26 protein-coding genes are annotated in these 17,720 nt (G+C 55.8%); 25 read left to right on the forward strand and 1 reads right to left on the reverse strand.

The annotated features are described in order from the left end of the window. Positions 1 to 7: 7 nt before the first annotated feature. The 23 genes from rpsC (at position 8) to bfr (ending at position 12,560) form a co-directional block, all read left to right on the forward strand. Positions 8 to 694: a 30S ribosomal protein S3 gene (rpsC, locus tag ACQ4OB_RS04370; protein WP_003176422.1), complete on the forward strand. Its 687-nt coding sequence runs from the start codon at positions 8 to 10 to the stop codon at positions 692 to 694. Positions 695 to 706: 12 nt separating this feature from the next. After that, a complete protein-coding gene (rplP, locus tag ACQ4OB_RS04375; protein WP_008145497.1) occupies positions 707 to 1,120 on the forward strand; it encodes a 50S ribosomal protein L16 in 414 nt (137 codons plus the stop codon). Continuing rightward, entirely contained in the window at positions 1,120 to 1,311 is a 192-nt protein-coding gene (gene rpmC / locus ACQ4OB_RS04380; protein ID WP_002555481.1) for a 50S ribosomal protein L29, read from the forward strand. The genes rplP and rpmC overlap by 1 nt, the downstream gene beginning before the upstream one ends. A 2-nt stretch (positions 1,312 to 1,313) precedes the next feature. Beyond that, a complete protein-coding gene (rpsQ, locus tag ACQ4OB_RS04385; RefSeq protein ID WP_003176419.1) occupies positions 1,314 to 1,580 on the forward strand; it encodes a 30S ribosomal protein S17 in 267 nt (88 codons plus the stop codon). 23 nt (positions 1,581 to 1,603) lie between these two features. After that, a complete protein-coding gene (rplN, locus tag ACQ4OB_RS04390; protein WP_002555479.1) occupies positions 1,604 to 1,972 on the forward strand; it encodes a 50S ribosomal protein L14 in 369 nt (122 codons plus the stop codon). A gap of 11 nt (positions 1,973 to 1,983) precedes the next feature. Continuing rightward, complete coding sequence (gene rplX / locus ACQ4OB_RS04395) at positions 1,984 to 2,298, forward strand: 50S ribosomal protein L24 (protein ID WP_008145498.1); 315 nt, start codon at positions 1,984 to 1,986, stop codon at positions 2,296 to 2,298. 20 nt (positions 2,299 to 2,318) lie between these two features. After that, positions 2,319 to 2,858, forward strand: coding sequence for a 50S ribosomal protein L5 (gene rplE, locus ACQ4OB_RS04400; RefSeq protein ID WP_003176415.1), 540 nt, complete (start codon positions 2,319 to 2,321; stop codon positions 2,856 to 2,858). Between the two features lie 13 nt (positions 2,859 to 2,871). Next, the gene (rpsN, locus tag ACQ4OB_RS04405; RefSeq protein WP_003176414.1) at positions 2,872 to 3,177 is read left to right on the forward strand and encodes a 30S ribosomal protein S14; all 306 of its coding nucleotides are present in this window, start codon (positions 2,872 to 2,874) and stop codon (positions 3,175 to 3,177) included. Positions 3,178 to 3,386: 209 nt separating this feature from the next. Then, on the forward strand, positions 3,387 to 3,779 hold the full coding sequence (gene rpsH, locus ACQ4OB_RS04410) for a 30S ribosomal protein S8 (protein ID WP_003186040.1): 393 nt from the start codon (positions 3,387 to 3,389) through the stop codon (positions 3,777 to 3,779). A 12-nt stretch (positions 3,780 to 3,791) separates the two neighbouring features. Then, entirely contained in the window at positions 3,792 to 4,325 is a 534-nt protein-coding gene (rplF, locus tag ACQ4OB_RS04415) for a 50S ribosomal protein L6 (protein WP_003176412.1), read from the forward strand. A gap of 10 nt (positions 4,326 to 4,335) precedes the next feature. After that, positions 4,336 to 4,686: a 50S ribosomal protein L18 gene (gene rplR, locus ACQ4OB_RS04420; protein WP_003186037.1), complete on the forward strand. Its 351-nt coding sequence runs from the start codon at positions 4,336 to 4,338 to the stop codon at positions 4,684 to 4,686. Between the two features lie 3 nt (positions 4,687 to 4,689). Beyond that, positions 4,690 to 5,190, forward strand: a complete 501-nt coding sequence (gene rpsE, locus ACQ4OB_RS04425) for a 30S ribosomal protein S5 (protein WP_007943782.1) — start codon at positions 4,690 to 4,692, stop codon at positions 5,188 to 5,190. Between the two features lie 2 nt (positions 5,191 to 5,192). Beyond that, the gene (rpmD, locus tag ACQ4OB_RS04430; protein WP_003186033.1) at positions 5,193 to 5,369 is read left to right on the forward strand and encodes a 50S ribosomal protein L30; all 177 of its coding nucleotides are present in this window, start codon (positions 5,193 to 5,195) and stop codon (positions 5,367 to 5,369) included. A 3-nt stretch (positions 5,370 to 5,372) separates the two neighbouring features. Next, positions 5,373 to 5,810, forward strand: a complete 438-nt coding sequence (gene rplO, locus ACQ4OB_RS04435) for a 50S ribosomal protein L15 (protein ID WP_007896782.1) — start codon at positions 5,373 to 5,375, stop codon at positions 5,808 to 5,810. Next, positions 5,811 to 7,139: a preprotein translocase subunit SecY gene (secY, locus tag ACQ4OB_RS04440; protein ID WP_430955190.1), complete on the forward strand. Its 1,329-nt coding sequence runs from the start codon at positions 5,811 to 5,813 to the stop codon at positions 7,137 to 7,139. A gap of 27 nt (positions 7,140 to 7,166) precedes the next feature. Further along, positions 7,167 to 7,283 (forward strand): 50S ribosomal protein L36, encoded by a 117-nt coding sequence (gene rpmJ / locus ACQ4OB_RS04445; protein WP_002555468.1) that lies wholly within the window; start codon positions 7,167 to 7,169, stop codon positions 7,281 to 7,283. A 130-nt stretch (positions 7,284 to 7,413) separates the two neighbouring features. Continuing rightward, positions 7,414 to 7,770: a 30S ribosomal protein S13 gene (gene rpsM / locus ACQ4OB_RS04450; RefSeq protein WP_003186020.1), complete on the forward strand. Its 357-nt coding sequence runs from the start codon at positions 7,414 to 7,416 to the stop codon at positions 7,768 to 7,770. 30 nt (positions 7,771 to 7,800) lie between these two features. Beyond that, positions 7,801 to 8,190: a 30S ribosomal protein S11 gene (rpsK, locus tag ACQ4OB_RS04455; protein ID WP_002555466.1), complete on the forward strand. Its 390-nt coding sequence runs from the start codon at positions 7,801 to 7,803 to the stop codon at positions 8,188 to 8,190. A gap of 18 nt (positions 8,191 to 8,208) precedes the next feature. Next, a complete protein-coding gene (rpsD, locus tag ACQ4OB_RS04460; RefSeq protein ID WP_003210056.1) occupies positions 8,209 to 8,829 on the forward strand; it encodes a 30S ribosomal protein S4 in 621 nt (206 codons plus the stop codon). A 22-nt stretch (positions 8,830 to 8,851) separates the two neighbouring features. Beyond that, the gene (locus ACQ4OB_RS04465) at positions 8,852 to 9,853 is read left to right on the forward strand and encodes a DNA-directed RNA polymerase subunit alpha (RefSeq protein ID WP_003186012.1); all 1,002 of its coding nucleotides are present in this window, start codon (positions 8,852 to 8,854) and stop codon (positions 9,851 to 9,853) included. Between the two features lie 42 nt (positions 9,854 to 9,895). Further along, complete coding sequence (rplQ, locus tag ACQ4OB_RS04470) at positions 9,896 to 10,282, forward strand: 50S ribosomal protein L17 (protein WP_008145500.1); 387 nt, start codon at positions 9,896 to 9,898, stop codon at positions 10,280 to 10,282. A gap of 209 nt (positions 10,283 to 10,491) precedes the next feature. Next, positions 10,492 to 11,946, forward strand: coding sequence for a catalase (locus ACQ4OB_RS04475; RefSeq protein WP_074871333.1), 1,455 nt, complete (start codon positions 10,492 to 10,494; stop codon positions 11,944 to 11,946). Between the two features lie 149 nt (positions 11,947 to 12,095). Further along, positions 12,096 to 12,560, forward strand: coding sequence for a bacterioferritin (gene bfr / locus ACQ4OB_RS04480; RefSeq protein WP_007943775.1), 465 nt, complete (start codon positions 12,096 to 12,098; stop codon positions 12,558 to 12,560). A gap of 65 nt (positions 12,561 to 12,625) precedes the next feature. Here bfr and uvrA read toward each other — a convergent pair whose 3' ends face one another. Then, positions 12,626 to 15,460, reverse strand: a complete 2,835-nt coding sequence (gene uvrA / locus ACQ4OB_RS04485; RefSeq protein WP_074871331.1) for an excinuclease ABC subunit UvrA — start codon at positions 15,458 to 15,460, stop codon at positions 12,626 to 12,628. Between the two features lie 191 nt (positions 15,461 to 15,651). On the opposite strand from uvrA, the gene ACQ4OB_RS04490 reads away from it, so the two are divergent. Together ACQ4OB_RS04490 and ACQ4OB_RS04495 are read left to right on the forward strand one after the other, a co-directional pair. Continuing rightward, the gene (locus tag ACQ4OB_RS04490; protein ID WP_074871329.1) at positions 15,652 to 17,049 is read left to right on the forward strand and encodes an MFS transporter; all 1,398 of its coding nucleotides are present in this window, start codon (positions 15,652 to 15,654) and stop codon (positions 17,047 to 17,049) included. 9 nt (positions 17,050 to 17,058) lie between these two features. Then, positions 17,059 to 17,589 carry a single-stranded DNA-binding protein gene (locus tag ACQ4OB_RS04495; RefSeq protein ID WP_008145505.1) on the forward strand — a complete coding sequence of 177 codons (531 nt, stop codon included), beginning with the start codon at positions 17,059 to 17,061 and terminating at the stop codon, positions 17,587 to 17,589. Positions 17,590 to 17,720: the final 131 nt, after the last annotated feature.

Below are 17,720 nucleotides of genomic sequence, written 5' to 3' on the forward strand. Positions count from 1 at the left end.
CGAAGAGATGGGTCAGAAAGTACATCCCATTGGCATTCGCCTGGGAATCGTCAAGGAGCACACCTCCGTCTGGTACGCAGACGGTCGGACTTATGCGGACTATTTGTTCGCTGATCTGAAGGTGCGCGAGTATCTCCAAGACAAACTAAAAAGCGCGTCCGTAAGCCGTATCGATATCCATCGTCCGGCTCAGACTGCACGTATCACCATCCACACCGCTCGTCCAGGTATCGTTATCGGGAAGAAAGGTGAAGATGTTGAGAAACTGCGTCAGGACCTGACCAAGCAAATGGGTGTGCCTGTGCACATCAATATCGAAGAGATCCGCAAGCCGGAGCTCGACGGTATGCTGGTTGCGCAGAGCGTAGCTCAGCAGCTGGAGCGTCGTGTAATGTTCCGTCGCGCTATGAAGCGCGCTGTTCAGAACGCCATGCGCATTGGTGCCAAAGGCATCAAAATCCAAGTGAGCGGTCGTCTCGGCGGTGCTGAAATCGCACGTACTGAATGGTATCGCGAAGGTCGTGTGCCACTGCACACCCTGCGTGCCGACATCGACTATGCCAACTACGAAGCTCACACCACTTACGGTGTGATCGGTGTAAAGGTTTGGATCTTCAAAGGCGAAGTAATTGGTGGTCGCCAAGAAGAACTGAAACCACAAGCACCAGCGCCTCGTAAAAAAGCTGCTAAGTAAGGGGTACGCCAAATGTTGCAACCAAAGCGTACGAAGTTCCGCAAGCAGATGACAGGCCACAACCGTGGTCTGGCACAGCGCGGTAGCAAAGTCAGCTTCGGCGAGTTCGCGCTGAAGTCTGTAGCTCGTGGTCGTCTCACCGCTCGTCAGATCGAGTCAGCGCGTCGTGCTCTGACCCGTCACGTTAAACGTGGCGGCAAGATCTGGATCCGTGTATTCCCGGACAAGCCTATTTCCAAAAAGCCACTCGAAGTTCGGATGGGTAAAGGTAAGGGTAGTGTGGAGTACTGGGTTGCCCAGATTCAGCCAGGCAAAGTCCTGTATGAAATCGAGGGTGTTACTGAAGAGCTGGCGCGTGAGGCTTTTGCCCTGGCTGCTGCAAAGCTGCCGCTCGCCACCGCCTTTGTTAAACGGACGGTGATGTGATGAAAGCGAATGAACTTCGTGAAAAATCCGCACAGCAGCTGAACGAGCAACTGCTCGGCCTGCTGCGCGACCAGTTCAATCTGCGTATGCAGAAAGCAACTGGCCAGTTGGGGCAGTCTCATCTGCTCTCGCAAGTTAAACGTGACATCGCTCGCGTGAAGACTGTGCTTAACCAGCAGGCAGGTAAGTAATCATGGCTGAAGCCGAAAAAACTGTCCGTACGCTGACTGGCCGTGTTGTCAGCGACAAGATGGACAAAACCATCACCGTTCTGATCGAGCGTCGCGTTAAGCACCCGATCTACGGTAAATACGTTAAGCGTTCGACTAAGCTGCACGCGCACGACGAAACCAATCAGTGCCACATCGGCGACAAAGTCACTATTCGTGAAACTCGTCCGCTGGCCAAGACCAAGTCTTGGGCATTGGTTGATGTTCTCGAACGCGCTGTGGAAGTCTAAGGACTAGGGGTCGGAGAAATTATATGATTCAGACTCAATCCATGCTCGATGTGGCCGATAACAGCGGCGCTCGCCGTGTTATGTGCATCAAGGTGCTGGGTGGCTCCCATCGTCGTTACGCTGGTATCGGTGACATCATCAAAGTTACCGTCAAGGAAGCAATTCCTCGCGGTAAAGTGAAAAAAGGCCAAGTGATGACTGCTGTTGTAGTCCGCACTCGTCACGGCGTACGCCGTGCTGATGGCTCCATTATCCGCTTTGATGGCAACGCTGCTGTTCTTCTGAACAACAAGCAAGAGCCGATCGGCACCCGTATCTTTGGGCCAGTGACCCGTGAACTTCGTACTGAGAAGTTCATGAAGATCGTCTCGCTCGCCCCAGAAGTGCTGTAAGGAGATCCGACATGCAAAAGATTCGTCGTGACGACGAGATCATCGTGATCGCCGGCAAAGACAAAGGTAAGCGCGGTAAGGTGCTTAAGGTTCTCGCTAATAACCGTCTGGTTATTGGTGGTCTGAACCTGGTTAAGCGTCATACCAAGCCTAACCCGGCGTCGGGCGTACAAGGCGGTATCGTCGAAAAAGAAGCTCCACTGGACGCTTCTAACGTCGCCATTTTCAACGGCGAAACCAACAAGGCTGACCGCGTTGGTTTCAAAGTAGAAGACGGCAAGAAAATTCGTGTCTTCAAGTCGACCCAAAAAGCGGTTGATGCTTGAACACTGCTAGGTAGAAGACCATGGCACGACTAAAAGAGATTTACTGGAAGGAAATCGCACCGAAGCTTAAGGAAGAACTTAAGCTTTCGAACGTGATGGAAGTTCCACGCGTTACCAAAATCACCCTGAACATGGGTCTGGGCGAAGCGGTCGGTGACAAAAAAGTCATCGAGCACGCTGTTGCTGACCTGGAAAAGATCACCGGCCAGAAAGTCGTTGTGACCTACGCTCGGAAATCCATCGCTGGCTTTAAAGTCCGTGAAGGTTGGCCGATCGGCGTCAAAGTGACCCTGCGCCGTGAGCGTATGTACGAGTTCCTGGATCGTCTGCTGTCGATCTCCCTGCCTCGGGTTCGCGACTTCCGCGGCCTGAATGCCAAGTCCTTCGATGGTCGTGGTAACTACAGCATGGGTGTTAAAGAGCAGATCATCTTCCCGGAAATCGACTACGACAAGATCGATGCTCTCCGCGGTCTGGACATTACCCTGACCACCACTGCCAAGAACGATGATGAAGGTCGCGCCCTGTTGCGTGCTTTCAAATTCCCGTTCCGCAACTGATTGGAGTAGGAAAATGGCCAAGATGAGCATGAAAAACCGCGAGCTGAAGCGTCAGCTCACGGTTGCCAAGTACGCCAAAAAGCGTGCAGCACTGAAAGCTATCATCGTCGATCTGAACGCAAGTCCAGAAGCACGTTGGGAAGCTACAGTCGCTCTGCAGAAGCAGCCACGTGACGCAAGCGCTTCGCGCATGCGTAACCGCTGCCGCCTGACCGGTCGTCCACACGGCGTTTACCGCAAGTTCGGCCTCGGCCGTAACAAACTGCGTGAAGCTGCAATGCGTGGTGACGTACCTGGTCTGGTTAAAGCCAGCTGGTAAGCACTATCAAAGTCTCGGTGTTCGGGATCGCAAGATCCTGACCGCCGGTGACCTTGAACTTGAATCAAGCCCCTTTTGGGGCTTGATTCATTTGTGGGGTGTGTCTAGAATACCCGGCTCGCCTGAGCCCGTGCTTTTTCCGCATGGATGAGCTCGGCGACAAGTAGTAGCCGCAAGGCTAATTTTTTTGTATTAGGAGCGTCTAGCCCATGAGTATGCAGGACCCGTTAGCGGACATGCTAACTCGAATCCGTAATGCCCAGATGGCTGAAAAGTCCGTCGTAAGCATGCCATCTTCTACTTTGAAGGTAGCTGTTGCCAAAGTCCTGAAGGACGAAGGTTACATTGCGGGTTATCAGATCAGCAGCGAAATCAAACCACTGCTGTCCATCGAGCTGAAGTACTTCGAAGGCCGTCCGGTCATCGAGGAAGTGAAGCGCGTTAGCCGTCCAGGCCTGCGTCAGTACAAGTCCGTCGATGATCTGCCAAAAGTTCGTGGCGGTCTCGGTGTGTCTATCGTCTCCACCAACAAAGGTGTGATGACGGATCGTGCTGCGCGCGCTGCCGGTGTCGGCGGCGAAGTTCTTTGCACTGTGTTCTAAGGGGGGGTAAGCATGTCACGCGTCGCTAAGAACCCCGTTAAGCTGCCAGCCGGTGTCGAAGTCAAATTCGCAGGCCAACAGCTTTCGGTGAAGGGTGCCAAGGGTACTCTCGAACTGAACATCCATTCGTCCGTTGAGATCGTTGAAGAAGCTGGTGAGCTGCGTTTCGCTGCTCGCAATGGCGATCAACAAACTCGCGCAATGGCTGGTACCACTCGTGCGTTGGTAAACAACATGGTCCAAGGCGTAAGCCAAGGCTTCGAGCGCAAGCTCCAGCTGGTCGGTGTTGGTTACAAAGCGCAAGCAAAAGGCACAGTGCTGAACCTGGCTCTTGGCTTCTCGCACCCAGTGGATTATGAACTGCCGGAAGGCATCACCGCTGAGACTCCTAGCCAGACCGATATCCTGATCAAGGGCATCGATAAGCAGCTGGTAGGTCAAGTGGCCGCCGAGATCCGCGACTTCCGTCCACCAGAGCCGTACAAAGGCAAAGGTGTGCGCTACGCGGACGAAGTCGTCCGTCGTAAAGAAGCCAAGAAGAAGTAGGGCATAGCAAATGACCGACAAAAAAGTTACTCGACTGCGTCGCGCTCGCAAAGCACGCCTGAAAATGCACGAACTCGAAGTCGTGCGTCTCTGCGTGTTCCGCTCGTCGCAGCACATCTACGCCCAGGTCATTTCGGCCGACGGCAACAAAGTCCTGGCATCTGCCTCGACTTTGGATAAAGAACTGCGTGATGGCGCCACTGGCAACATCGACGCGGCCACTAAGGTTGGCCAGCTGGTCGCTACGCGTGCTAAAGCCGCTGGCGTCTCGCAGGTGGCTTTCGACCGCTCTGGCTTCAAGTATCACGGCCGCGTCAAGGCGCTGGCTGATGCTGCTCGTGAAGCTGGGCTGGAGTTCTAAGTTATGTCAAATAACGACCAAAAGCGCGACGAAGGCTACATCGAGAAGCTGGTTCAAGTTAACCGCGTAGCCAAAACCGTTAAAGGCGGCCGTATCTTCACTTTCACCGCGTTGACCGTGGTTGGTGATGGTAAAGGGCGTGTTGGCTTCGGCCGTGGCAAGTCGCGTGAAGTGCCTGCTGCGATCCAGAAGGCAATGGAAGCTGCTCGCCGCAACATGATCCAAGTTGATCTGAACGGCACCACTCTGCAGTACGCAATGAAGTCCGGTCACGGCGCTTCGAAGGTGTACATGCAGCCTGCTTCTGAAGGTACCGGTATCATCGCTGGCGGCGCTATGCGTGCTGTTCTCGAAGTTGCTGGCGTTCAGAACGTTCTGGCCAAGTGCTACGGCTCGACTAACCCGGTAAACGTGGTTCACGCCACTTTCAAAGGTTTGAAAGCTATGCAGTCTCCTGAATCCATTGCCGCCAAGCGTGGCAAAAGCGTCAAGGAGATCTTCTGATCATGGCTACCGTTAAAGTTACGCTGATCAAAAGCATGACCGGCCGCATCCCTAACCACAAACTGTGCGTTAAGGGTCTGGGTCTGCGTCGCATCGGTCACACTGTAGAAGTACTTGATACTCCCGAGAATCGCGGGATGATCAACAAGGCTTACTACATGCTGCGTGTCGAGGGTTAATCGATGAAACTCAATGATCTGAGTCCAGCGCCGGGTTCCCGTCGCGAAAAGCATCGTCCGGGCCGTGGTATCGGTAGTGGTTTGGGTAAGACCGGTGGCCGTGGCCACAAAGGTCAGTCCTCCCGCTCCGGTGGCACCATTGCTCCAGGCTTTGAAGGCGGTCAACAGCCGCTGCATCGTCGCCTGCCGAAGTTCGGTTTCGTTTCCCTGAAGGCCATGGATCGCGCAGAAGTGCGTTTGTCCGAGCTGGCTAAAGTGGAAGGCGACATCGTCACCGTGCAGTCCCTGAAAGATGCCAACGTGATCAACGTCAACGTTCAGCGTGTGAAAATCATGCTGTCCGGCGAAGTTACTCGCGCTGTTACCATCGGAAAGGGAATCGGCGCCACCAAAGGTGCGCGTGCGGCTATCGAAGCAGCTGGCGGCAAGTTCGAGGAATAAATGGCTAAGCAAGGTGCTCTCTCTGCGCTCGGCAAAGGCGGTATGTCTGAACTCTGGGCTCGTCTGCGTTTTCTATTCTTGGCGATTATCGTCTACCGAATAGGCGCACACATCCCGGTTCCAGGTATCAACCCGGACCGACTCGCGGACCTGTTTCGACAGAATGAGGGGACCATTCTTAGCTTGTTCAACATGTTTTCCGGCGGTGCGCTGGAGCGGATGAGCATCTTTGCATTGGGGATCATGCCGTACATCTCGGCATCGATCATCATGCAGCTGATGACCGCCGTCAGCCCACAGCTGGAGCAGTTGAAGAAGGAAGGTGAAGCTGGGCGTCGCAAGATCGCTCAGTACACCCGCTACGGCACTGTCGTCCTCGCTCTCGTTCAGGCTATTGGCATGTCCATTGGTCTGGCAGGGCAGGGCGTTGCGTTCACTGGTGACTTTGGCTTCCATTTCGTCGCGGTATCCACGTTTGTGGCTGGTGCGATGTTCATGATGTGGCTGGGTGAGCAGATTACTGAGCGTGGTGTTGGCAACGGTATCTCGATGTTGATTTTCGCAGGTATCGTCGCCGGTCTTCCGAGAGCGATCGGGCAGTCTTTCGAGTCTGCGCGTCAGGGTGATATCAACATTTTTGCCCTGGTTGCCATCGGTTTGCTGGCAGTAGCGATTATCGGTTTCGTGGTGTTCATTGAGCGTGGTCAGCGTCGTATTGCTGTTCATTACGCCAAGCGTCAGCAAGGCCGCAAGGTCTTTGCTGCGCAGACTAGCCACTTGCCGTTGAAGGTGAATATGGCCGGTGTTATTCCGGCCATTTTCGCGAGCAGCATTTTGCTGTTCCCGGCTTCGTTGGGTACCTGGTTCGGTCAGTCTGAAGGTCTGGGCTGGCTGCAGGACATCTCGCAGTCGATCGCTCCTGGTCAGCCGTTGAATATTCTGCTGTTTAGTGCAGGGATTATTTTCTTCTGCTTCTTCTATACGGCGTTGATGTTCAATCCGAAAGACGTAGCGGAAAACCTGAAGAAGTCCGGTGCCTTTATTCCGGGCATCCGTCCAGGTGAGCAGTCTGCGCGCTACATTGATGGCGTTCTGACTCGTTTGACCCTGTTCGGTGCTCTATATATGACGGCCGTGTGTCTGTTGCCCCAGTTCCTGGTGGTTGCGGCAAACGTTCCGTTCTACCTTGGCGGGACCTCGTTGCTGATCGTCGTCGTGGTTGTGATGGACTTCATGTCCCAAGTACAATCGCACCTCGTTTCGCACCAGTACGAATCCCTGATGAAGAAAGCCAACCTGAAGGGTTACGGCAGCGGCATGTTGCGCTGAGTACCCATAAGGTTCGAGGAGTTGGTGATGAAAGTTCGTGCATCGGTGAAAAAGCTGTGCCGTAACTGCAAGATTATTCGCCGCGAAGGTGTTGTTCGAGTAATTTGCAGCGCGGAACCGCGTCACAAACAGCGCCAAGGCTGAGTGTGATTGTGCTTCAAGCCCGGTAGCTAGTGCGCTACCGGGTTGATTATTTGTTATTACAGCGATATTATCTCGCGCCCTATTTCTTGGCTTCCGGGGCGTAGGTAGCTGTCAATTGGAGTCCCACTGAATGGCCCGTATTGCAGGCGTTAACATTCCAGATAACAAGCATACTGTTATCTCGCTGACCTACATCTATGGTGTTGGTCGCACTACTGCACAGAAGATCTGTGCAGTGACTGGGGTAAACCCAGCCGCAAAGATCAAAGATCTGAGCGACGAGCAGATTGAACAGCTGCGTGGCGAAGTGGCGAAGTTCACCACTGAAGGTGACCTGCGTCGCGAAATCAACATGAAAATCAAGCGTTTGATGGACCTCGGTTGCTATCGCGGTCTGCGTCATCGTCGTGGTCTTCCAGTGCGCGGTCAGCGTACCAAGACTAACGCGCGTACCCGTAAAGGTCCGCGTAAGCCGATCCGCAAGTAATCGCCCCAGCGAATCGACAGGAAATTAATCATGGCTAAACCTGCTGCTCGTCCTCGTAAAAAAGTCAAAAAGACAGTGGTTGATGGCATCGCCCACATCCACGCGTCTTTTAACAACACAATCGTGACCATCACCGACCGTCAAGGTAACGCTCTTTCCTGGGCTACCTCCGGTGGTTCGGGTTTCCGCGGTTCCCGCAAGTCCACCCCGTTTGCTGCTCAAGTAGCTGCTGAACGTGCTGGTCAAGCTGCGCTGGAATACGGCCTGAAAAACCTCGACGTCAACGTCAAAGGTCCAGGCCCAGGTCGTGAATCTGCAGTCCGCGCTTTGAACGGCTGTGGCTACAAGATCGCCAGCATCACCGACGTGACGCCAATCCCGCACAACGGGTGCCGTCCGCCGAAGAAGCGCCGCGTGTAATCCAGGAGATTGTAAAGAATGGCTCGTTACATTGGTCCAAAATGCAAACTCGCTCGTCGCGAAGGCACCGATCTCTTCTTGAAGAGCGGCGTGCGCGCGATCGAATCGAAGTGCAACATTGAAGCAGCACCTGGTATCCACGGCCAACGCCGCGGTCGCCAGTCCGATTACGGCACCCAACTGCGTGAAAAGCAGAAGGTCCGTCGTATCTACGGCGTTCTCGAGCGTCAATTCAGCGGCTACTACAAAGAAGCTGCTGGCAAGAAAGGTGCAACTGGCGAAAACCTGTTGCAACTGCTCGAATGCCGTCTGGACAACGTTGTATACCGTATGGGTTTTGGCTCTACTCGTGCCGAATCCCGTCAGCTGGTATCGCACAAATCCGTAAGCGTTAACGGTCAGACCGTAAACGTGCCGTCGTACCAGGTTCGTGCTGGTGACGTGGTCGCGATTCGCGAGAAAGCAAAGAACCAACTTCGCATTGTCCAAGCTCTCGATCTGTGTGCCCAACGTGGCCGCGTAGAATGGGTAGAAGTAGACACTGAGAAGAAGTCGGGCGTTTTCAAGAACGTTCCAGCTCGCAGTGATCTGTCCGCCGACATCAACGAAAGCCTGATTGTCGAGCTCTACTCCAAGTAAGGGCTAGAAAATAGGTGCATCCATGCAGATTTCGGTAAATGAGTTCCTGACACCCCGCCATATTGATGTGCAGGTTGTCAGTCCAACCCGCGCCAAGATCACTCTCGAGCCTCTCGAGCGTGGTTTTGGCCACACCCTGGGCAACGCGCTGCGCCGCATCCTGTTGTCCTCAATGCCCGGCTGCGCAGTAGTCGAGGCCGAGATTGACGGTGTGCTCCATGAGTACAGCGCCATCGAAGGTGTACAGGAAGACGTAATTGAAATCCTGTTGAACCTTAAAGGTCTGGCTATCAAGCTGCACGGCCGTGACGAAGTTACGCTGACCTTGTCGAAGAAGGGTTCGGGGGTGGTTACCGCTGCCGATATTCAGCTGGATCATGATGTCGAGATCGTTAACCCCGATCACGTAATCGCTAACCTGGCGTCTAACGGCGCCCTGAACATGAAGCTCACCGTAGCTCGTGGTCGTGGTTATGAACCGGCAGACTCGCGTCAGAGCGATGAAGACGAAAGCCGCAGCATCGGTCGCTTGCAGCTTGACTCTTCGTTCAGCCCGGTTCGCCGTATCGCATACGTGGTGGAAAACGCCCGTGTCGAACAGCGTACTAACCTGGACAAGCTGGTTATTGATCTGGAAACCAACGGTACTCTGGATCCTGAAGAGGCTATTCGCCGCGCTGCAACCATTCTGCAACAGCAGTTGGCTGCGTTCGTCGACCTCAAAGGTGACAGTGAGCCAGTGGTTGTCGAGCAGGAAGACGAGATCGATCCGATCCTGCTTCGCCCGGTTGACGATCTGGAACTGACTGTACGTTCGGCTAACTGCCTTAAGGCGGAAAACATCTACTACATCGGTGACCTGATTCAGCGTACCGAAGTAGAGCTGTTGAAGACTCCGAACCTTGGCAAGAAATCCTTGACTGAAATCAAGGACGTTCTGGCCTCCCGCGGTCTGTCCCTCGGCATGCGCCTCGACAACTGGCCGCCTGCAAGTCTTAAGAAGGACGACAAGGCGACTGCCTGATCGTCGTAATCACCGAACGTCGTGTTTGGTAAGGAATGAACCATGCGTCATCGTAAAAGTGGTCGTCACCTGAGCCGCACTAGCTCGCACCGCAAGGCCATGTTTCAAAACATGGCAGTGTCGCTGTTCGAGCACGAGCTGATCAAAACTACACTGCCGAAAGCTAAAGAACTGCGTCGCGTTGCTGAGCCGCTGATCACTTTGGCCAAGACAGACAGCCTGGCTAACCGCCGTCTGGCTTTCGACCGTACTCGTTCGAAAGCTATCGTTGGTAAGCTCTTCAACGACCTGGGCAAGCGTTACGCTACCCGTGAGGGTGGCTACCTGCGCATCCTCAAGTGCGGTTTCCGCACTGGCGACAACGCGCCTATGGCGTACGTCGAGTTGGTTGATCGTCCTGCCGGTGGTGAAGCTGTATCCGCTGAGTAAGACGTCAGTCTGAAACGAAGAACCGGGCCTAGTGCCCGGTTTTTTGTGCGCGCTCAAAAAGTATCGAAAAAACAAAGCGATAAAGCCTAATTAGTATTTATCTATCGATTCTCACAATTTAATGAATTTGATGGTGTCATGTTGATGATCAATACTCCCTCTCAGCCGATTAGCCGGCAGTAGGAAAGACTGACAAAGGAAGATATCGCATGAGCCCAAATAAAACCCTTACCACCGCCAGTGGCGCTCCTGTCGCTGATAACCAGAATTCTCGTTCCGCCGGCCCTCGTGGCCCGCTGCTGCTCGACGACTTTCACCTGATCGAGAAGCTTGCTCACTTCAACCGCGAAAACATCCCTGAGCGCCGCGTACACGCCAAAGGTTCGGGAGCTTACGGTACGTTCACCGTCACTCGGGACATCACCGAGTACACCAGCGCCAAACTGTTTGAAACAGTTGGCAAGCAAACCCCAACCTTTCTGCGGTTTTCCACCGTGGGCGGTGAGCGTGGTTCGGCCGACACCGAGCGCGATCCACGTGGTTTCGCGCTGAAGTTCTACACCGAAGAAGGCAACTGGGACATCGTCGGCAACAACACGCCAGTGTTCTTCATCCGCGATCCTTTGAAATTCCCGGACTTTATTCATACCCAGAAACGTCTGCCGCAAAGCAATCTGAAAAGCGCACAAATGATGTGGGACTTTTGGTCGCACTCACCTGAGGCGTTGCACCAGGTCACCATTCTGTTCTCGGACCGTGGCATCCCCGATGGCTACCGTCACATGCACGGCTTCGGCAGCCACACCTACAGCCTGATCAACGCCAATGGCGAGCGTCACTGGGTGAAGTGGCACTACAAGACCAAGCAAGGGATTAAAAACCTGGCACCAGCAGAAGCAGCACGGCTGGCGGGTACCGATCCAGATTACGCACAGCGTGATCTGTTCGGCGCGATCGAGCGCGGTGAATTCCCGAAATGGCGCGTGTGCATCCAGATCATGACCGAGGCTCAGGCCGCAGCACACTACGAGAACCCGTTTGACGTGACCAAGACCTGGTCGCAGAAAGAGTTTCCGCTGATCGAAGTGGGCGAACTGGAGCTTAACCGCAACCCGCAGAACTATTTTGCTGAAGTCGAGCAAGCGGCGTTCGGGCCGAGCAACATGGTGCCGGGTGTTGGGTTGTCGCCTGACCGCATGCTGCAAGGTCGAGTATTCGCTTACGCCGATGCTCACCGCTACCGCGTTGGCACCAACCACCAGCAGCTGCCGGTGAACGCGCCTCGTAGTCCGGTGAATAGCTATCAGCGCGATGGTTCGATGGCGTTTGGCAGCAATGGTGGTGCGACCCCTAACTACGAGCCGAACAGCTACATCGAGTCGCCGAAACAAGCGCCTCGCTACGTCGAGCCAGCGCTGGCGCTGAGTGGTGCGGCCGATCGTTACGATCATCGCGAAGATACTGACTACTACAGTCATGCGGGTGCGCTGTTCCGTCTGATGAGCGATGCGCAGAAATCGCTGCTGATTAACAACATTGCCGGTGCCATGGCGGGCGTTTCCGGTGACGTGATCGATCGTCAACTGCAGCACTTTTTCAAGGCTGACCCGGCGTACGGAGAAGCAATCGCAAAGGCGTTGGGCGTACAGCTTAACGAAGTCTAAACGAGAAGCAGAACCGCCCTCATTAGGGCGGTTTTTGCGTTATTTGAACCACTTTTCTCAGAATATCTTCGCTTTTATCGCGCAAGCAGAGTGACCAAACAGTCTGCTTGGTTCAAACTACAGACTTTCAAGCAGGGAGATGTAGGGCGATGCAAGGCCACCCAGACGTAATCGATTACCTCAACACGTTGCTGACCGGCGAACTGGCAGCCCGTGATCAATATTTCGTCCATTCGCGGATGTATGAGGACTGGGGTTTCACCAAGCTCTACGAACGTATCAACCACGAGATGGAAGAAGAAGCCGGGCACGCTGATGCCCTGATGCGTCGAATTCTGATGCTCGAAGGCACGCCACGCATGCGTCCGGACGACCTTGATGTCGGCACTACCGTACCGGACATGCTCGCCGCCGACCTGCGACTGGAATACAAAGTCCGCGCCGCGCTTTGCAAGGGCATCAAGCTCTGCGAGCAGCACAAAGACTATGTCAGCCGCGAGATGCTGCGTGTTCAACTGCATGACACCGAAGAAGACCATACCTACTGGCTTGAAAAGCAGATGGGTCTGATCAAGTTGATCGGTCTCGAGAACTACCTGCAATCCCACGCCTGATTGCACCGATACAAAAAAAGCCCCTGTCACCGATGAAGTGACAGGGGCTTTTTCGTGGGCCCGATTCAGGCCTTGTCGCGTGCCAACAGCGGTTTGAGATAGAAGCCGGTGTGCGACTGTTTCATCTCCGACACTTCCTCTGGAGTACCGACGGCGATGATCTGTCCGCCCTTGGAGCCGCCTTCCGGCCCAAGATCCACCAGCCAGTCGGCCGTCTTGATCACATCAAGGTTATGTTCGATCACCACCACAGTGTTGCCGTGGTCGCGCAATCGATGCAAAACGTCGAGCAGTTGCTGGATATCCGCAAAGTGCAGGCCGGTCGTCGGCTCATCGAGGATGTACAGCGTCTTGCCGGTATCGCGCTTGGACAGTTCACGGGACAGCTTCACCCGCTGGGCTTCACCACCCGACAGCGTGGTCGCTGATTGCCCGAGCTTGATGTACGACAGGCCGACATCCATCAGTGTCTGAAGCTTGCGCGCCAAGGCCGGAACCGCGTCGAAGAACACCCGTGCTTCCTCGATCGTCATTTCGAGGGTTTCGTGGATGCTCTTGCCTTTGTACTTGATTTCCAGGGTTTCGCGGTTGTAGCGCTTGCTCTTGCAGACGTCGCACGGGACATAGATGTCCGGCAGGAAGTGCATTTCCACTTTGATCAGGCCATCGCCCTGGCACGCTTCGCAGCGTCCGCCCTTCACGTTGAAGGAGAAACGTCCAGGACCATAACCGCGGGAGCGGGACTCCGGGACACCGGCGAACAGTTCGCGGATCGGTGTGAACAACCCGGTATAGGTCGCGGGGTTGGAGCGTGGCGTTCGACCGATCGGGCTCTGGTCGATATCGACAACCTTATCCAGATGCTCCAGACCTTTGATGCTGTCGTGAGCGGCCGCTTCGAGCGTCGTCGCACCGTTCAATGCCGTAGCGCTAAGTGGGAACAGGGTGTTGTTGATCAGCGTCGACTTGCCCGAGCCGGACACGCCGGTGACACAGGTCAGCAGGCCGATTGGAATGTCCAGATCGACATTGCGCAAGTTGTTGCCACGGGCGCCCTTGAGGGACAGCGACAACTTCTTGTTACGCGGCGTGCGTTTGGCCGGGACTGCAATCTTCACCCGGCCCGACAGGTATTTGCCGGTCAGCGAATCTGGGTGAGCCATGACTTCGGCGGGCGTACCTTCGGCGACAATATGCCCGCCGTGTACACCTGCGCCCGGACCGATATCCACCACGTAGTCAGCCAGGCGAATCGCATCTTCGTCGTGCTCGACCACGATCACCGTGTTGCCGATATCACGCAGATGCTTGAGGGTGCCGAGCAGTCGATCGTTGTCCCGCTGGTGCAAACCAATCGATGGTTCGTCGAGAATGTACAGAACGCCCACCAGGCCTGCGCCGATCTGGCTGGCCAGACGGATACGCTGCGCTTCACCACCGGACAACGTGTCGGCGCTGCGATCCAGCGACAAATAGTCCAGGCCTACGTTGACCAGGAACTGCAGTCGCTCGCGAATTTCCTTGAGAATCTTGTCGGCAATTTCACCGCGACGGCCAGTGAGTTTCAGTCCGCCGAAATATTCACAGGCATCGCCAATCGGCAGATTGGTTACCGCCGGCAGCGTCTTCTCGCCCACCCACACATGCCGCGCCTCGCGCCGCAGACGAGTACCGCGGCAATCCGGGCAATGCTGGGTGCTGAGGAACTTGGCCAGCTCTTCACGCACCGAGGCGGACTCGGTTTCGCGGTAGCGGCGTTCCAGATTCGGCACGATGCCTTCGAACGGGTGCGAGCGTTTGACGATGTCGCCACGGTCGTTCAGGTATTTGAAGTCGACGTTCTGCGACCCGCTACCGTGGAGGATGAACTTCTGCTGATCGGCCGACAGTTCGTTGAACGGTACTTCCAGGCTGAACTTGTAGTGCGAAGCCAGCGAGCCGAGCATTTGGAAGTAATAGACGTTGCGCCGATCCCACCCACGAATCGCGCCCTCGGCCAGCGTTAGCTCGCCATTGACCAATCGCTTGATGTCGAAGAACTGCTTGACCCCCAGGCCATCGCAAGTCGGGCAAGCGCCAGCCGGGTTGTTGAAGGAGAACAGCTTGGGTTCCAGCTCGCTGATGGCATGGCCACAGATCGGGCAGGCGAAGCGCGCGGAGAAGATGATTTCTTCGCCGGGCTCGTCGTCCATCGGCGCGACCAGGGCGATGCCGTCCGCCAGCTTCAGCGCGGTTTCGAACGATTCGGCCAGGCGTTGCTGCAGGTCTGCGCGGACCTTGAAGCGGTCGACCACCACATCGATCGAGTGCTTCTTCTGCTTATCCAACTTCGGCAATTCGTCCAGCTCACAGAGCCGGCCGTTGACCCGGGCTCGCACAAAGCCCTGGGCGCGCAGTTCTTCGAAGACCGAAAGGTGTTCGCCTTTACGCTCGCGAATCACCGGGGCCAGTAACATGAGTTTGCTGCCCTCCGGTTGGGCGAGGACCAGGTCGACCATTTGGCTGACGGTCTGCGCTTCCAGCGGAATATCGTGATCCGGGCAACGCGGAATACCCACGCGAGCGTAAAGCAGGCGCAGGTAGTCGTAGATTTCGGTAATGGTGCCGACGGTCGAACGCGGGTTGTGCGAGGTCGACTTCTGTTCGATGGAGATCGCTGGCGACAGACCTTCAATGGTGTCGACGTCAGGCTTTTCCATCATCGACAAAAATTGCCGGGCATAGGCCGACAGCGATTCGACGTAGCGGCGCTGGCCTTCGGCGTACAGCGTGTCGAATGCCAGGGATGATTTCCCGGAGCCGGACAGGCCGGTGATGACGATCAGTTTGTCCCGTGGCAGGGTCAGGTCGATGTTCTTCAGGTTGTGGGTTCGGGCCCCACGAATCAGGATCTTGTCCAAAGTGGCCTCGCTCGGCGGGCGTCGAAAACGTAGGAGTATACGGCCAAATACTGGATGGATGCACACTATCGAATGAGCGGGTTGCAGGCTTACATGAAGAGTCTGTCAGCAGAGCGCGTCAAAGCGTCGCGATATACCCCGTCAATCGATGGGACTGGTAGAATCGCCGCCGGTTCACATGAGGTTTTTCCATGCACGATCCCCACAGCGAACGCATGAGTGGCAGTGAGACACGCGCGGCAAGCGGTCTGGCCCTGGTGTTCGCCTTCCGTATGCTTGGCATGTTCATGGTGTTGCCGGTTCTGGCGACCTATGGGATGGATCTGGCAGGCGCGACCCCGGCCCTCATCGGCCTGGCAATTGGCGCCTACGGCCTGACCCAGGCGATCTTCCAGATTCCTTTCGGCTTCATTTCCGACCGCATCGGCCGTCGTCCGGTGATTTACCTGGGTTTGATCATTTTTGCCCTCGGTAGCGTGCTGGCGGCCAATGCCGATTCGATCTGGGGCGTGATTGCCGGACGAATCCTGCAAGGCGCCGGGGCGATTTCTGCGGCGGTGATGGCGTTGCTGTCAGACCTGACCCGTGAACAGCATCGGACCAAAGCCATGGCCATGATCGGCATGACGATCGGTCTATCGTTCGCTGTCGCGATGGTTGTAGGACCGTTGGTGACCCGCGCCTTCGGCCTGTCCGGATTGTTCTTCGCTACGGGCGGCATGGCGCTGTTCGGCATCGTGATCGTGATGTTCATGGTGCCGCGTTCGACTGGGCCGTTGCAGCACCGTGAGTCCGGCGTTGCGCGCCAGGCGCTGATACCGACGCTCAAGCACCCGGACCTGCTGCGCCTGGACCTGGGCATTTTTGTGTTGCACGCGATGTTGATGTCGAGCTTCGTCGCGTTGCCTTTGGCGCTGGTCGAAAAAGCCGGGCTGCCCAAAGAGCAGCACTGGTGGGTCTACCTCACTGCGCTGCTGATTTCCTTCTTCGCCATGATCCCGTTCATTATCTACGGCGAGAAGAAACGCAAAATGAAACGAGTTTTACTCGGCGCCGTCGCGACGCTGATGCTCACTGAGCTATTCTTCTGGCAGTTCGGCGATAGCTTGCGAGCTCTGGTGATCGGGACGGTGGTGTTCTTTACCGCGTTCAACTTGCTGGAAGCTTCTCTGCCATCGCTGATCAGCAAGGTTTCACCGGCAGGCGGCAAGGGCACGGCCATGGGGGTTTATTCCACCAGCCAGTTCCTTGGCTCGGCGCTCGGTGGCATCCTCGGCGGTTGGCTGTTCCAGCATGGCGGTTTGTCGGTTGTATTCCTTGGATGCGCCGGCCTGGCTGCCCTCTGGCTGGCCTTTGCTGTTACCATGCGCGAACCACCCTATGTCACGAGCCTGCGCTTGCCGTTGTCGCCCGAGGCGATCCGCGAAGCGGGTCTGGTTGAGCGCCTGAAGGCCGTTGTAGGGGTAACAGATGCGGTGATCGTTGCTGATGAAGCAGCGATTTACATCAAATTGGACACAGAACTATTGGATCGCACCACCCTTGAGCGCCTGGTGAACAACCCGGCCGGGGCAGCGTGCGTAGCCTAGGAGAACGTTATGGCCCGTGGGGTTAACAAAGTCATATTGGTCGGCACTTGCGGCCAGGATCCCGAAGTTCGCTACTTGCCTAACGGTAACGCCGTGACCAACCTGAGTCTGGCGACCAGCGAACAGTGGACCGACAAGCAAACCGGTCAGAAGGTCGAGAAGACCGAATGGCACCGTGTGTCGATGTTCGGCAAAGTGGCCGAAATCGCCGGCGAGTACCTGCGCAAAGGTTCGCAGGTCTACATCGAAGGCAAGCTGCAGACCCGCGAGTGGGAAAAAGACGGTATCAAGCGTTACACCACTGAAATCGTGGTCGACATGCAAGGCACCATGCAGCTACTGGGCGGCCGTCCACAACAGGGCGACCAACAAGGCGGGGGCAATAACTATCAGCAGTCCGCCCCGGCTCCACGCCAGCAGGCTCCGCGTCCGCAGCAGTCGGCAGCACCGCAACAGTCGCGTCAGGCTCCGGCTCCACAGCAGGCTGCTCCGCAACCGGCTCCGGATTTCGACAGCTTTGATGACGATATCCCGTTCTGATTCCTACCTAATATTTGGTGGTAAAGGTAAGCGGGGGCTTTAGGAGCTAAGACTCCTTACGCGCTGAATCTTTTAGAGTTAGATGAAAACCCTCTTTGCTATAAAGCCAGGAGGGTTTTTTTTCGCCACGT

The organism is Pseudomonas sp. ES4 (genome assembly GCF_050586665.1).
In the GTDB taxonomy this organism is placed as follows: Bacteria; Pseudomonadota; Gammaproteobacteria; order Pseudomonadales; family Pseudomonadaceae; genus Aquipseudomonas; species Aquipseudomonas frederiksbergensis.